Source organism: Thermomonospora catenispora, assembly GCF_006363815.1.
Lineage (GTDB): Bacteria > Actinomycetota > Actinomycetes > Streptosporangiales > Streptosporangiaceae > Thermomonospora > Thermomonospora catenispora.
Genome location: NZ_RRYT01000028.1, coordinates 44248 through 58408 on the forward strand (window position 1 = coordinate 44248; position 14161 = coordinate 58408).

The window sequence follows — 14161 nt, forward strand, 5'->3', positions numbered from 1 at the left end:
GACTCGGGTGCCGCTGGATGCGCGGCGCTTCGAGCGTACCGGCGGGGCCCGCGCCCTCGCGAACGAGATCGGCCGCCGTGTCGGGGCCGGCGATCGGGCGCGACCCGTTCGGGGCGGGAATCCTCTACCTTCCCTTGGCCGGTACCATGCGCAGCACTGAACGAGGCTGGGCACCGCGAGGAGGGCACGCGTGGCGGGTAAGGACCGCAAGAAGCAGCTGGCCCGGCAGCGCTATCTGCGCCAGCAGGCGCTCCGGGAGGCCGAGGCCAAGAAGGCTCGTCGGATCCGGGTGCTCGGATCCGTGGTGGCGGTCGCCCTCGTGGCCGGAGGCGGCTTCGGCATCGTCTCGCTGGTCGGCGGGGACGACGACGCCAAGGCCGATCCGGCGGCGAGCTCCCCGCCGCCCGAGGACGGCAAGCCCAAGCAGGAGATCGCCCTGCAGAAGGTGAGCGTCTCCGGAAAGAAGGGCGGCGGCACCGCCAAGTGCACGTACCCGGACTCCGACGACGACCGGGGCGCCCCCAAGGGCCTGGGCAAGCCGCCCTCCACGGCCGCCTACGACGGCAAGGTCACCGCCACCGTCAAGACCAGCCTCGGCGACGTGAAGATCGAGATGGACGCCGACAAGGCGCCGTGCACCGTCAACTCGTTCGCGCACCTGGCCAAGAAGAAGTTCTTCGAGAACGTCAAGTGCCACCGGCTCACCACCGCGGAGACGTTGAAGGTGCTGCAGTGCGGCGACCCGACCGGCACCGGCAGCGGCGGGCCGGGCTACCGTTTCGCCAACGAGAACACCAAGGGGGCGAAGTACACCCGCGGGGTCGTCGCCATGGCGCACAGCATGCAGCCCGACAGCAACGGCAGTCAGTTCTTCATCGTCTACGGCGACTCGGAGCTGCCGGCCGACTATACGATCTTCGGAAAGATCACGTCGGGGATGGACGTCATCGACAAGGTGGCCCAAGCCGGGGTGGCAGCGTAATAACGCCCATACGGCTATGGTTTGGAGGGTCCAGCCATGAGGTAGGAATGGCCGGACCATGATGGGAGGCAATGGTGTCCAGCGCCACCGATCCCTTCGGTCGTGTTGACGAGAACGGCACGGTCTATGTGAAGACCGCCGAGGGCGAGCGGGTCGTCGGCTCCTGGCAGGCCGGCGCTCCGGAGGAGGCTCTTGCCTACTTCAGGCGCAAGTACGACGCGCTGGTCACCGAGGTCGAGCTGCTCGAACAGCGGGTCCGCACCACCGACCTGTCCCCCGCCCAGGCCGAACAGAGCATCGCGCGGCTGCGCGAGTCGGTGGCGAACGCGCACGCCGTCGGTGATCTGGACGCCCTGGTGCGGCGGCTGGACGTGCTCGGCGAGCTGGTCGACAAGCGGCGCGAGGAGATCCGCGCCCAGCGCGAGCAGGCCCGCGCCGAGGCCCGCCTGGTCAAGGAGCGGATCGTCGCCGAGGCCGAGCGGATCGCCGCCGAGGAGACCCACTGGAAGAACGGCGGCGAGCGGCTGCGTCAGCTGGTCGAGGAGTGGAAGGCCGCCGACCGGATCGACCGGCCCACCGAGACCGCGCTGTGGAAGCGGCTGTCGGCCGCCCGCAATGCGTTCTCCAAGCGCCGCAAGGCCTACTTCGCCTCCTTGGAGAGCCAGCGGGAGCAGGCCCGGCAGGAGAAGGAGCGGCTGGTCGCCGAGGCCGAGGCGATGGTGGACTCCACCGACTGGAGCGGCACCGCCGCCGCCTACCGCGAGCTGATGCGCCGGTGGAAGGCCGCCGGGCGGGCCGCGCGGGACGTGGAGGAGGAGCTGTGGGCCCGCTTCAAGGCCGCGCAGGACGCCTTCTTCGCCGCCCGGGCCGCCGCCTACGCCGAACGCGACGCCGAGCTGCGCGGCAACGTCGAGCTCAAGGAGCAGATCCTGACCGAGGCCGAGCGGCTCCTGCCGGTGCGGGACGTCCGTCAGGCCCGCCAGGCGCTGCGAAGCATCCAGGAGCGCTGGGAGGCCGTCGGCCCCGTCCCGCGCGACTCCCGCGACCGCCTCGAGAACCGGCTCCGCAAGATCGAGGACGCCGTCCGGGCGGCCGAGGAGGCCGAGTGGCGACGCACCAACCCCGAGGCCCGCGCCCGGGCCGAGGCCACCGTCACCCAGCTCCGCTCCTCCATCGCGCAGCTGGAGGAGCGCCTGGCCAAGGCCCGCCAGGCGGGCGACGACAAGGAGATCCAGGAGGTCGAGGAGGCCCTCTCCGCCCGTCGCGCCTGGCTGCAGGAGGCCGAGCGCACGCTGGCCGAGTTCACCGGCTGACCCGGGCCGCCGAGACCGTCCGCATCGCCCTTCCCCCGCCGGGGTCGTCGCCTGCCGGCCCCGGCGCGCTCATCGGACGGGCTCGGGGGTCCCGGCGGAACGGGTCCGCCGCCCTCGGAGCTCGGCGGGTCCTTTGACCAGGACGGCGACGGACCAGACGGCGGCGATCAGCACGAGGGCGTTGCGGATCGCCAGCGTCCAGCTCTCCAGGGTCTCGGCGGCCATCAGACCGGGCCAGTTGATCGGGTAGAGGAACTGGCTGAGGGCGGCGGCGGCCAGGATCAGCAGCACGGCGGGCCGCTGCCGGGTGCGGCGGTGGGACAGGCAGACGGCGCCCAGGCCGAGCAGCCACAAAAAGTACTGGGGGGACAGGACCCTGCTGGTGGCGACGGCGGCCAGCACGGCGGCGAAGGCGACGTCGCAGCCCCAGGAGACGTCCCAGGAGCGGCCGGAGCCGCGCCAGGCCACGCAGGCGATCGCCAGGAGGGCGGCGACCGTCAGATACGGCAGCGCCTCGGCGACCCGGGCGACGTGCGGGCCGACGAGCTCCATGGAGCCGTACTGGTAGACGATGACGCCGTTCCAGTGTCCGCCCGTGCGGCCCAGCATGAACGGGGTGGCGGCCAGGGCCTCGCACTCCAGGCCCCGTCCGACCTGGGCGTCCAGGAACGACCAGGGGGCCGTGCCGCGGGCCAGGGCGAAGGCCGACAGAACCGCCCCGCAGGTGAGGGCGAAGGCCGCGATCGCGTGCAGGCTGCGACGGGCGCGCGGGAGGGCGGCCAGGAGGAGGACGGGCCAGGCCTTGAGGAGGGCGCCGAGGGCCGCCAGGACGCCGAAGAGGCGGGCCCGGTGCACGGCGAACAGGGCCGCGACGGCGGCGACGGTGACGATCAGGTCGTAGCGGACATAGCTCATCGGGCCGAGCGCGACGATGCCGACGGTCCACAGCCAGGCGCCCGCCGACGCCCCGTTGTGACGAGAACGGGTCAACGCCCACATGACCGCCAGGTCCGCGGCCAGGGCGACCAACGCGAAGGCGGTGGTGTAGTCCCCGCCGAGCCAGCGCGGCAGCAGCATCACCGGGGCGGCCAGCGGCGGATACTGCCAGCGGACGTCCCCCTCGGGGAAGGACCCGGAGGCCAGGATCTGCGCCCACTCGGCGTAGATCGCCGGATCCCCGAGGATCTCCTCACGCCGCGGGTAGGGGAACCGGTCGACGACGATCAGCAGGCCGATCAGCCGGGTGGCCAGCCAACAGCCCCAGAGCGCGGCGCGGCTCACCGGGCCGCGCCGCTGGTCACGCGATAGACGTCATAGACGCCGTCGACGGAGCGGACCGCCTTGAGCACATGCCCCAGATGCTTGGGGTCGCCCATCTCGAAGGTGAAACGACTGATCGCCACCCGGTCCCGGTTGGTGGTCACCGACGCGGACAGGATGTTGACGTGCTGGTCCGACAGCACCCGGGTCACGTCCGACAGCAGCCTCGGCCGGTCCAACGCCTCGACCTGGATGGCCACCAGGAACACCGAGTCCTCGCCGGGCGACCACTTCACATCGATCAGCCGGTCCGGCTGATTGCGCAGATCGGCGACGTTCCCGCAGTCCTCGCGGTGCACCGACACGCCATGGCCGCGGGTGACGAACCCCACGATCTCGTCGCCGGGCACCGGGGTGCAGCAGCGCGACAGCCGGACCCACACGTCCGGATCGCCGCCGGCCACCACCACGCCGGGGTCGCCCGCGGGACGGGGACGGCCCTTGCGGCGGGTCGGCACCGCCACCTCGGCCATGTCCTCCTCGGCGCTCTCCACGCCGCCGAGGGCCTCCACCAGCTTCTGCACCACGCTCTGGGCCGAGATCTGGCCCTCGCCGACCGCCGCGTACAGCGCGGACACGTCGGGGAAGCGCATGTCGCGGGCCAGCGCCAGCAGCGCCTCACCGGACATCATCCGCTGCAGCGGCATGTTCTGCTTGCGCATCGCGCGGGCGATGGACTCCTTGCCCGCCTCGATCGCGGTGTCGCGCCGCTCCTTGGTGAACCAGTGCTTGATCTTGTTGCGGGCGCGGGCGGACTTGACGAAGTTCAGCCAGTCGCGGCTCGGCCCGGCGTCGGGCGACTTGGAGGTGAACACCTCCACCAGGTCGCCGTTGTCCAGGGTGGACTCCAGCGGGACCAGCCGGCCGTTGACACGGGCGCCGATGCATCGGTGCCCCACCTCGGTGTGGATGGCGTAGGCGAAGTCCACCGGGGTGGCCCCCTGCGGCAGCGCGATCACATCGCCCTTGGGGGTGAAGACGAAGACCTCCGACACCGACAGGTCGAACCGCAGCGACTCCAGGAACTCGGCCGGGTCGGCGGTCTCCTTCTGCCAGTCCAGCAGCTGCTTGAGCCACTGCATGTCGCCGGCCTTGCGGCCGCCGACCGTCTCCTCCTTGTACTTCCAGTGCGCGGCCACCCCGTACTCGGCCCGCCGGTGCATGCCCCAGGTGCGGATCTGCAGCTCCACCGGCTTGCCCTCGGGGCCGATCACGGTGGTGTGCAGCGACTGGTACATGTTGAACTTGGGCATCGCGATGTAGTCCTTGAACCGGCCGGGGACCGGATTCCATCGCGCGTGGATGATGCCCAAGGTGGCGTAGCAGTCCCGGACGGTGTCCACCAGCACCCGGATGCCCACCAGGTCGTAGATGTCGTCGAAGCCCACGTCCCGGGCGATCATCTTCTGGTAGATCGAGTAGTAGTGCTTGGGGCGTCCGGTGACGGTGGCCTTGATCTTCGCCTCGCGCAGGTCGGCCGAGACCTGCTCGATGACCTGCTGCAGGTACACGTCGCGGCGCGGGGCGCGTTCGGAGACCAGGCGGGCGATCTCGTCGAACCGCTTGGGGTAGAGGGTGGCGAACGCCAGGTCCTCCAGCTCCCATTTGAGGGTGTTCATCCCCAGCCGGTGCGCCAGCGGAGCGAAGACCTCCAGCGTCTCCCGGGCCTTCTTCTCCTGCTTGTGCCGCGGCATGTAGCGCAGGGTGCGCATGTTGTGCAGCCGGTCGGCGAGCTTGATCACCAGCACCCGGATGTCGCGGGCCATCGCCACGACCATCTTGCGCACCGTCTCGGCCTCGGCGGCGTCGCCGTATTTGACCTTGTCGAGCTTGGTGACGCCGTCGACCAGCGCGGCGATCTCGTCGCCGAACTCCTCGCGCAGCTCCTCGAGGGTGTACTCGGTGTCCTCGACGGTGTCGTGCAGCAGCGCCGCGCACAACGTCTCGGTGTTCATGCCGAGCTCGGCGAGGATCGTGGTGACCGCGAGCGGGTGGGTGATGTACGGGTCGCCGCTCTTGCGCTTCTGATCGCGGTGGTAGTACGCGGCGACGTCGTAGGCGCGTTCGATGAGCCGGATGTCCGCTTTGGGATGGGTGTTGCGGACGGTCTTGATCAGTGGTTCCAGTACCGGGTTCATGGTGGTGCCACGCTGGGCGCCCAGTCTCGCGAGCCTACGACGGACGCGGGCGGCCGACGGAGGGGCGGCGGCCGCGTTCTGTGCCGGCGCTCCGGAGGGCGCGGCGGGCGCGGACGGACGGCGCCCGTGGTCGGGCGTCGCGGTGCGCGCTGTGGTCCCCCGGTCCTGCGGGGTCTGCGCTACCGCGTCGGTCGAGACCACCTCACCTGGCACCCAGCCTCCTCTCAACGCCGGTCGTGCGTCGGTCGAAGTCCGTTCGCGCCTTGTCGGACGCTCGCGGACCGTCCGGCGTCGTTGCCGGCCACCCGGGGGGCGGGATCGCCACCTGCCCTGGTGCGGCCAGTCTAGCCGCCGGGTTTTCGGTACTACACCGTAACCAGGGAGTGAACGTCCAGATTCCCCAGCTTGTCCCGCCCGTTCAAAAACGACAGCTCGATCAGCACCGACAGTCCGACGACCTCGCCGCCACCGCGCCGGACCAGTTCGGCGGCCGCCTGTGCGGTGCCTCCGGTGGCCAGCACGTCGTCGACGATCAACACGCGCTCACCGGGCCGCAACGCGTCGATGTGCATCTCGATCGTCTCGGTGCCGTACTCCAGATCATAAGTCTGTGCATGCGCCGCCGCGGGCAGCTTTCCCTTTTTCCGCACCGGTACGAACCCGGCGCCGAAGTGATAGGCCACGGGGGCGGCCAGGATGAAGCCGCGCGCCTCGATACCGACGATCTTGTCGACGGTGCCGCGGCCGTGGTACGACACGATCGCGTCGACCACCGCGGCGAACGCCACGTGATCGGCCAGCAGCGGTGTGATGTCCTTGAACACCACACCGGGCTTGGGATAGTCCGGGATGTCTCGGATGCGCTCGGTGATCAGCGTGGTGAGATCGATCATCGTTACCTTCTCGTCCGCCGGCGCTGCCGCCGGGTGCCGCGTCGGGGCTGACGTCGCGGCCCGACCTGCACGGCCTTGACCTTGGGGGACGCGCCCGCGGCGGCCTCGACCTTCTCGGCGTCCGCCGCTCCGCCGCTCGTTCCGCCGAGTGCGGCGTCCGCCGTTCCGCCGGCCTCCGGAGCGGCGGCCCGCACCCGCCGTTTGACGCTGGCCCGCCGCGCCCTGATCCGTTCCCGCAGCTCCCGGTAACGGGGCTCACGCTCCTTGAGGTGGACCAGCAGCGGGGGCGCCACGCACAGCGAAGAGTAGGTGCCGACCAGGATGCCGACGAACATCGACAGCGACAGGTCCTTCAGCGCTCCCGCGCCCAGCAGGAACGCCCCCACGAACAGGATCGACGCCACCGGCAGGATCGCCACCAGCGAGGTGTTCAGCGACCGGACCAGTGTGCGGTTGAGCGCCTCGTTGACGGCCTGGCCGTAGGTCTTGAGCCTCCCGGGCGCGCCCAGGTCGCGGGTGACCTCCTTGACCATGTCGAAGACCACGACCGCGTCGTACAGCGAGTAGCCCAGGATGGTCAGGAACCCCAGCAGGGTCGCCGGGGTGACCTCGAATCCCGACCAGGCGTAAACGCCGGCGGTGATCACCAGGTCGTGCAGCAGCGCCGCCACCGCGGCCAGCGCCATCCGCCACTCGAAGGCCAGCGACAGATAGCCGACGATCAGCAGCATGAACACCGCCAGCGCCAGCCAGGCCTTCTCGGTGATCTCATCGCCCCAGGTGGAGCCGATGACCTGCGTGCTGACCCGATCGGCGGACAGGCCGAACTCCTCGCCCAGCGCCCGCTGCACCTCGGCGGCCTCGGCCGAGGACAGCGACTCGGTGACCACCCGCCACCCGCTCCCGGTGGCCTGCACGATCACCTGGTGCGGTCCGGCCCCGACGACGGTGGAGCGGACCTGTTCGATGGAGGCGTTCGGGGCCTTGAAGGTGAACACCGATCCGCCGGTGAACTCCACCCCGAACGACAGGCCGCGAACGATCAGCCCGGCGACGGAGAACGTGAGCAGGATCACCGACAGCGAGGTCCACAGGCGGGGACGGCCGACGATGTTCGCGCTGGTCTCACCGGTGTAGATGCGCGACAGCACGGCGCGGACGGCGATCATCGGGCTCCCTCGGCCGGGGACGGGACGGACCGGGTGCGGCGCAGCCGGGCCGGGTCCAGCCCGGACCAGCGGTGGCCCTTGGCGAAGAACCTCCGGCGGGCCAGCAGGGCCACCATCGGCTTGGTGAAGCAGAACACCACCACCACGTCGATCAGCGTGGTCAGCCCGATGGCGAACGCGAAGCCCTTGACCCCGCCGACGGCCAGCACGTACAGCACGGCCGCGCCGATGAACATCACCGCGTCGGCGACCAGGATGGTGCGCCGGGCGCGCCGCCAGGCGGTCTCCGCCGCCGACCGCAGCGGGCGGCCCTCGCGCAGCTCGTCGCGCAGACGCTCGAAGTAGACGATGAAGGAGTCGGCGGCGATGCCGATCGAGACGATCAGGCCGATCACGTGGGCCAGCGACAGCCGGAACCCGAGGGTGCTCTCGTAGCCGAGCAGCACCACCGCCAGGTAGGTGATGCCGGCGGCGACCGCCAGGCTGGCCACGGAGACCAGGCCCAGGCCCCGGTAATACAACAGCGAGTAGGCCACCACCAGCGCCAGGCCGATCGCGCCGGCCAGCATGCCCTTCTCCAGCTGGTCGGAGCCGAGAGTGGAGGAGACCGTCTCGATCGAGGAGCGCTCGAACTTCAGCGGCAGCGCCCCGTAGTCGAGCACGTTGGCCAGGTCGGTGGCGTATCGCTGGGTGAAGCTGCTGGAAGGGCCGTTGATGCTGGCCTGGCCGCCGGTGATGGGTCCCTGGGTGATCTCGGGCGCGGAGACCACCTGGCCGTCCAGCACGATGGCGATCTGCCGGCGGGGCGAGAGCGGATCGGCCTGGTACGCGCGGTAGGCGTCGGCGGTCAGCGCGGCGAACTGCCGCGCGCCCCGGTCCTTCAGCTCCAGCGACACCGACCAGCCGGTCTGCCCGTTCTGGGCGTTCGGCGGGACGGCGGCGGCGTCGGCGATCTGCCGGCCCTCCACCCGCACCGGACCGAGAAGGTACTTGACCCGGCCCTCCCGGTCACAGGCGGCGACCCACCTGCGGCGCGGATCGTCGGCGCCGGGGGCCTTCTTGTCCGGCCCGGAGCAGTCCAGCTCCTCGAACTGGGCGATGACGGCCTTGTCATCGACGCCGCTGTAGTCGCGGGTCAGGTCGTCCAGGTCGAGCGGGGCGGACGGCGAGGGCGTCGGGCCTCCGGACGGGGACGGCGAACCGGACGGCGAGGGCGACGGGGCGGCCAGCGCCTGCGACAGCGCCCGCTGCCGGGCGGAGGCGGTCGGCGTGGGCGAGGAGGCGTCCCGCGAGGGGCTCTGGGAGGGCCGGGGCGAGGCGGTCGGGCTCGCCGACGGTCCGGGCGAGCCGGTCGACGGCGTGGCGCCCGCCAACGCGTACACCTGCCGGAACTGCAGCTGGGCGGTGGTGCCGATCAGGTCCACCACCCGCCGCTGGTCGCCGGTGCCGGGCACCTGGACCACGATGTGGTCGCCGCCCTGCGGGGCGACCTCGGCCTCGGAGAGCCCCAGCCCGTTGACCCGGTCCCGGATGATGTTCACCGCCTGCCGGAGCTGGGCCTGCGGCGGGCTCTGCCCGTCCTCGGTGACCGCGGTGAGCGTCACCGTGGTGCCGCCCGCCAGATCGAGCGCCAGCTTGGGGGTGGTCTGCCCGTGCAGGAACATCACCCCGGTGAGCACGGCCAGGACGGCGAACAGCAGCACAATCGTCCGGCCGGGCCGGGAGGGAGTGCTCGGCGGTGCCAATGGGGGGTCTCTTCCGATTCGTTCAGGGCGGTCAGGCCGAGGGCTTGTCCGCCTTCCGCACGTCCTCGGCGTCCTTGGTCAGGTCGACGGCGCCGGCGTCCTCGGCGTCCTCGTCTCCGTCGTCGGAGACGATGTTCATGATGGCGGCCTTGACGAACCGGACCTTGACGCCGGGCGCGATCTCGAGCACCACCCCGTCGTCGTCGACCTCGACGATCTCGGCGTGCATGCCGCTGGTGGTCATCACCTTCATGCCGGGTCGCAGCGAGCTCTGCATCTGCAGCTGTGCACGGCGCTGCTTGTTCTGCGGCCGGATCAGCAGCAGGTAGAACAGGACCGGGATGGCCAGCAGCAGGAGGAGGTTGATCAGACCGCCGCCGCTGGACTGCTGTGCAAGGAACATGCTGTCGCCCATCAAAGGGCATCCTTCCGATGTGGGTTGCCCCAGCGTTTCGCCGTTCATGACGTTCGCGCGCGGGACCGCCGGCTGGGGACGGCGACCAAGTCCCGGAGTGTAGAGACTACGCGAATCACCGGCAACGACAGGACGAGCGAGGCGGCCGGGAAGTTCCCGAACGGTTATTCGGGCTTCTCCTCGCCGGCCTCCTCCAGGGCGAACAACGTGTCGGCCATCGGCGCGGACGGCGGCGGGGTCAACCCCATGTGCCGCCAGGCGGCGGGCGTGGCGATCCGGCCGCGGGGGGTGCGCGCCAGCAGCCCCTGCCGGACCAGGAACGGCTCGGCCACCACCTCGACCGTCTCAGGCTCCTCCCCCACCGACACCGCCAGCGTGGACAGGCCCACCGGTCCTCCGCCGAACTTGTGCAGCAGCGACTCCAGCACGGCGCGGTCGAGCCGGTCCAGGCCGCGCTCGTCCACCTCGTACAGGGTCAGCGCGGCCCGCGCCAGATCACGGGTGATCACCCCGTCGGCGCGGACCTCGGCGTAGTCGCGGACCCGGCGCAGCAGCCGGTTGGCGATGCGGGGGGTGCCGCGGGAGCGGGCGGCGATCTCGGCCGCGCCCTCGTCCTCGATCCGCACGTTCAGCAGCCGGGCCGAACGCTTGATGATCACTTCCAGCTCGGCGGGCTCGTAGAAGTCCATGTGCGCCACGAAGCCGAACCGGTCGCGCAGCGGACCCGGCAGCATGCCCGCCCGCGTGGTGGCGCCGACGAGGGTGAACGGGGCGATGTCCAGCGGGACGGAGGTGGCGCCGGGGCCCTTGCCGACGACCACGTCGACCCGGAAGTCCTCCATCGCCATGTAGAGCATCTCCTCGGCGGGGCGGGCCATCCGGTGGATCTCGTCCAGGAACAGCACCTCCCCCTCCGAGAGGGTGGACAGCACCGCGGCCAGGTCCCCGGCCCGTTCGATCGCCGGGCCGCTGGAGATCCGCAGCGGCTTGCCCAGCTCGGCGGCGATGATCATGGCGAGGGTGGTCTTGCCCAGGCCGGGGCCGCCGGACAGCAGCACGTGGTCCGGCGGACGGCCCCGGCGCAGCGCGCTGTGCAGCACCAGCGACAGCTGCTCGCGGACCCGGTGCTGGCCGATGAACTCATCCAGCCGCTTGGGCCGCAGCGCCGCCTCGATGAGGCGTTCCTCGCCGTCCGCACCGGCCTCGGGGGACACCAGGCGATCGTGGTCGGTCATGGCTTGGCGAGTTTCTTGAGGGCGGATTTGAGCAGGTCGGCGACCGGCGGGACCTGTTCGCCGTCCAGCTCGGCGGCGACCGCCTCGGCGGCGGCCTCGGCGTCCTTGGCGGACCAGCCGAGGTTGATCAGGCCGGTGACGACCTGGTCGCGCCACGGGGCGGCGACCGGCCGGCCGCGCGGGGCGGTCTCGCCGTCTCCGGCGATCGGGGCGCCCAGCCGGTCCTTGAGCTCCAGCACGATGCGCTGGGCGCCCTTCTTGCCGATGCCGGGGACCTTGGTGAGGGCGGACACGTCCTCGGTGGCCACCGCCCGGCGCAGCGCGTCCGGGCTGTGCACGGCGAGCATGGACAGCGCCAGGCGGGGGCCGACGCCGCTGGCGGTCTGCAGCACCTCGAACGTGGCGCGCTCGTCGTCGTCGGCGAACCCGAAGAGCGTCAGCGCGTCCTCCCGCACCACCAGCGAGGTGGGGATCTCGGCCTCCTCGCCGACCCGCAACCCGGCCAGCGCGGCGGGCGTGCACTGCAGGGCCAGCCCGACGCCGCCGACGTCCACGACGGCGCCGTCCGGGCCCGTGGCGGCCACCCGCCCACGGACGAAGGCGATCACGACCTGCTCCCTGTCTGTCGTACGGCCCGGCGCGCCGCCTCCAGCCGGGCCTGCGCGCCGCCGCGCCACACGTGGCAGATCGCCAGCGCCAGCGCGTCGGCGGCGTCGGCCGGCTTCGGCGCGGTCTCCAGTCGCAGCAGCCGGGTCACCATCGCGGTGACCTGCGCCTTGTCGGCGCGGCCGTTGCCGGTGACCGCGGCCTTGGCCTCGCTGGGGGTGTGCAGCGCCACCGGCAGGCCGCGGCGGGCGGCGGCCACGATGGCGATCGCGCCGGCCTGCGCGGTGCCCATCACGGTCCGCACGTTGTGCTGGGCGAACACCCGCTCCACCGCGACGACGTCGGGGGCGTACTCCTCCAGCAGCGCCTCCAGNGCGGTGCCCATCACGGTCCGCACGTTGTGCTGGGCGAACACCCGCTCCACCGCGACGACGTCGGGGGCGTACTCCTCCAGCAGCGCCTCCAGGCCGGTCTCGATGCCCAGCAGCCGGGCGGCGATGTCCTCCTCGGGGCTGGTGCGCAGCACCGTGACGTGCACCAGGCGCAGCGGGACGCCGGGAGCGCCGTCGACGACCCCGACTCCGCACCGGGTCAGCCCCGGGTCGACGCCCAGCACGCGCATCCGCCACCCCTTCGATCATGTGTTCGGGTGCCCACGTTACCCGGGGACGCGCGAATCCACCCGTACCGCCCCGCCGCGTGTCGGGGAGCCGAGGGCCGCCCGTCGGGCGAGGAGTCAGCCGATGGCCGCCAGCACCTCGTCGGAGACGTCGAAGTTGGCGTAGACCTCCTGGACGTCGTCGCTGTCCTCGAGGGCCTCGATGAGACGGAAGACCTTCTTGGCGGTCTCCTCGTCCAGCGGCACCGAGACGCTGGGCAGCCACTTGGCGTCGGCGGACTCATAATCGATGCCGGCCTCCTGCAGCGCGGTGCGCACCGCGACCAGGTCCCCGGCCTCGCAGACGACCTCGAAGTTCTCCCCGAGGTCGTTGACCTCCTCGGCGCCGGCGTCCAGCACCGCCAGCATCACGTCGTCCTCGGTGACGTCCTTCTTGGGGAGGATGATGACGCCCTTGCGGTTGAACAGGTACGACACCGAGCCGGGCTCGGCCATCGAGCCGCCGTTGCGGGTGACCGCGGTGCGCACCTCGGAGGCGGCCCGGTTGCGGTTGTCGGTCAGGCACTCGATCAGCAGGGCCACCCCGCCGGGGGCGTAGCCCTCGTACATGACCGTCTGCCAGTCGGCGCCGCCCGCCTCCTCGCCGGCCCCGCGGCGACGGGCGCGCTCGATGTTGTCGTTGGGGACGGAGTTCTTCTTGGCCTTGTAGATCGCGTCGTAGAGCGTGGGGTTGGCGTTCGGGTCGCCGCCGCCGGTCCGCGCCGCCACCTCGATGTTCTTGATGAGCTTGGCGAACAGCTTGCCGCGTTTGGCGTCCAGCACGGCCTTCTTGTGCTTCGTCGTCGCCCACTTGGAATGGCCGGCCATTGTCTACCCCTCTTCCATCGCCTGACGCACCAGCTCGGCGAAGTAGCGGTGCACGCGAAAGTCCCCGGTCAGCTCGGGGTGGAACGCGGTCGCCATCAGGCGCCCCTGACGGACGGCGACGATCCTACCGGTCTCCTCGCCGCTCTCGACGCGGCCGAGGATCTCCACCCCCTCGCCGACCGCCTCGACCCAGGGGGCCCGGATGAACACGGCGCGGAACGGCTCCCGCGACGCCTCGGTCAGGCCCGTCAGGTGCACGTCGGCCTCGAAGGAGTCGACCTGCCGGCCGAAGGCGTTGCGCCGCACCGTCATGTCGATCCCGCCGATGGTCTCCTGGCCCTCCACGCCGTCCCGGACGCGATCCGCCAGCATGATCATCCCGGCGCAGGAGCCGTAGGCGGGCATGCCCGCCTCCACCCGTTTGCGCAGCGGTTCCATCAGCTCGAACGCGCGGGCCAGCTTCCACATGGTCGTGGACTCCCCGCCGGGGATCACCAGACCGTCCACCCGGTCCAGCTCGGCCGCCCGCCGCACGGGCACCGTCCGCGCCCCGCAGGCCTCCAACGCCCGGGCATGCTCGCGCACGTCCCCCTGCAGGGCCAGCACTCCGATGGTCGGCACGCCCTCACCCACGCATGAACCTCCAGAACCGGTCAGAACCCTTCAGAGCCTAAACGCTCCGCTCTCCTGCGCATTCCCCGGACTTTGCCCGGAAGGCGTCCACAGCCCCGCGAGCGGGCCTCACGCGAGGGCCCGGGCCGGGTGGAGCGCGCGTCCGCGGCGCGGAACGGCGGGCGCCGGCGGCGGGGAGGTCTCCGGAGACCTCACCCGCCGGCGCGCAAGCCGCGCACGGCCGGCC

Annotated in this window: 13 protein-coding genes; 2 read left to right on the forward strand and 11 right to left on the reverse strand. The window is 71.6% G+C overall.

The genetic code is table 11. From position 1 onward, the window contains the following. Positions 1–190 precede the first annotated feature (190 nt). On the forward strand, positions 191–982 hold the full coding sequence (locus tag EIO00_RS19150) for a peptidylprolyl isomerase (RefSeq protein WP_140180920.1): 792 nt from the start codon (positions 191–193) through the stop codon (positions 980–982). A 71-nt stretch (positions 983–1053) separates the two neighbouring features. Continuing rightward, positions 1054–2295, forward strand: a complete 1242-nt coding sequence (locus tag EIO00_RS19155; RefSeq protein WP_140180922.1) for a DUF349 domain-containing protein — start codon at positions 1054–1056, stop codon at positions 2293–2295. Between the two features lie 69 nt (positions 2296–2364). On the opposite strand, the gene EIO00_RS19160 is transcribed toward EIO00_RS19155, so the two are convergent. The 11 genes from EIO00_RS19160 to pdxT all read right to left on the reverse strand — a co-directional run bounded on the left by EIO00_RS19160 (position 2365) and on the right by pdxT (position 13935). Continuing rightward, positions 2365–3576, reverse strand: coding sequence for a glycosyltransferase 87 family protein (locus EIO00_RS19160; protein ID WP_140180924.1), 1212 nt, complete (start codon positions 3574–3576; stop codon positions 2365–2367). Then, positions 3573–5753 carry a RelA/SpoT family protein gene (locus EIO00_RS19165; RefSeq protein ID WP_175596277.1) on the reverse strand — a complete coding sequence of 727 codons (2181 nt, stop codon included), beginning with the start codon at positions 5751–5753 and terminating at the stop codon, positions 3573–3575. Before EIO00_RS19165 ends, EIO00_RS19160 begins: the two co-directional genes overlap by 4 nt. 365 nt (positions 5754–6118) lie before the next feature. Next, positions 6119–6646, reverse strand: a complete 528-nt coding sequence (locus tag EIO00_RS19170) for an adenine phosphoribosyltransferase (RefSeq protein WP_175596278.1) — start codon at positions 6644–6646, stop codon at positions 6119–6121. A 2-nt stretch (positions 6647–6648) separates the two neighbouring features. Beyond that, positions 6649–7815 (reverse strand): protein translocase subunit SecF, encoded by a 1167-nt coding sequence (gene secF, locus EIO00_RS19175; protein WP_140180928.1) that lies wholly within the window; start codon positions 7813–7815, stop codon positions 6649–6651. Next, positions 7812–9560 (reverse strand): protein translocase subunit SecD, encoded by a 1749-nt coding sequence (secD, locus tag EIO00_RS19180; protein WP_241661464.1) that lies wholly within the window; start codon positions 9558–9560, stop codon positions 7812–7814. The genes secF and secD overlap by 4 nt, the downstream gene beginning before the upstream one ends. Before the next feature lie 31 nt (positions 9561–9591). Further along, positions 9592–9975 carry a preprotein translocase subunit YajC gene (yajC, locus tag EIO00_RS19185; RefSeq protein ID WP_140180930.1) on the reverse strand — a complete coding sequence of 128 codons (384 nt, stop codon included), beginning with the start codon at positions 9973–9975 and terminating at the stop codon, positions 9592–9594. Between the two features lie 164 nt (positions 9976–10139). After that, positions 10140–11210: a Holliday junction branch migration DNA helicase RuvB gene (gene ruvB, locus EIO00_RS19190; RefSeq protein WP_140180932.1), complete on the reverse strand. Its 1071-nt coding sequence runs from the start codon at positions 11208–11210 to the stop codon at positions 10140–10142. Next, positions 11207–11818 carry a Holliday junction branch migration protein RuvA gene (gene ruvA, locus EIO00_RS19195; protein WP_140180934.1) on the reverse strand — a complete coding sequence of 204 codons (612 nt, stop codon included), beginning with the start codon at positions 11816–11818 and terminating at the stop codon, positions 11207–11209. Before ruvA ends, ruvB begins: the two co-directional genes overlap by 4 nt. Further along, positions 11815–12438, reverse strand: a complete 624-nt coding sequence (locus tag EIO00_RS19200) for a crossover junction endodeoxyribonuclease RuvC (protein ID WP_140180936.1) — start codon at positions 12436–12438, stop codon at positions 11815–11817. Before EIO00_RS19200 ends, ruvA begins: the two co-directional genes overlap by 4 nt. Positions 12439–12552: 114 nt before the next feature. Beyond that, positions 12553–13302, reverse strand: a complete 750-nt coding sequence (locus EIO00_RS19205) for a YebC/PmpR family DNA-binding transcriptional regulator (protein ID WP_140180938.1) — start codon at positions 13300–13302, stop codon at positions 12553–12555. Positions 13303–13305: 3 nt separating this feature from the next. Beyond that, a complete protein-coding gene (pdxT, locus tag EIO00_RS19210) occupies positions 13306–13935 on the reverse strand; it encodes a pyridoxal 5'-phosphate synthase glutaminase subunit PdxT (protein ID WP_277752894.1) in 630 nt (209 codons plus the stop codon). Between the last annotated feature and the right edge of the window lie 226 nt (positions 13936–14161).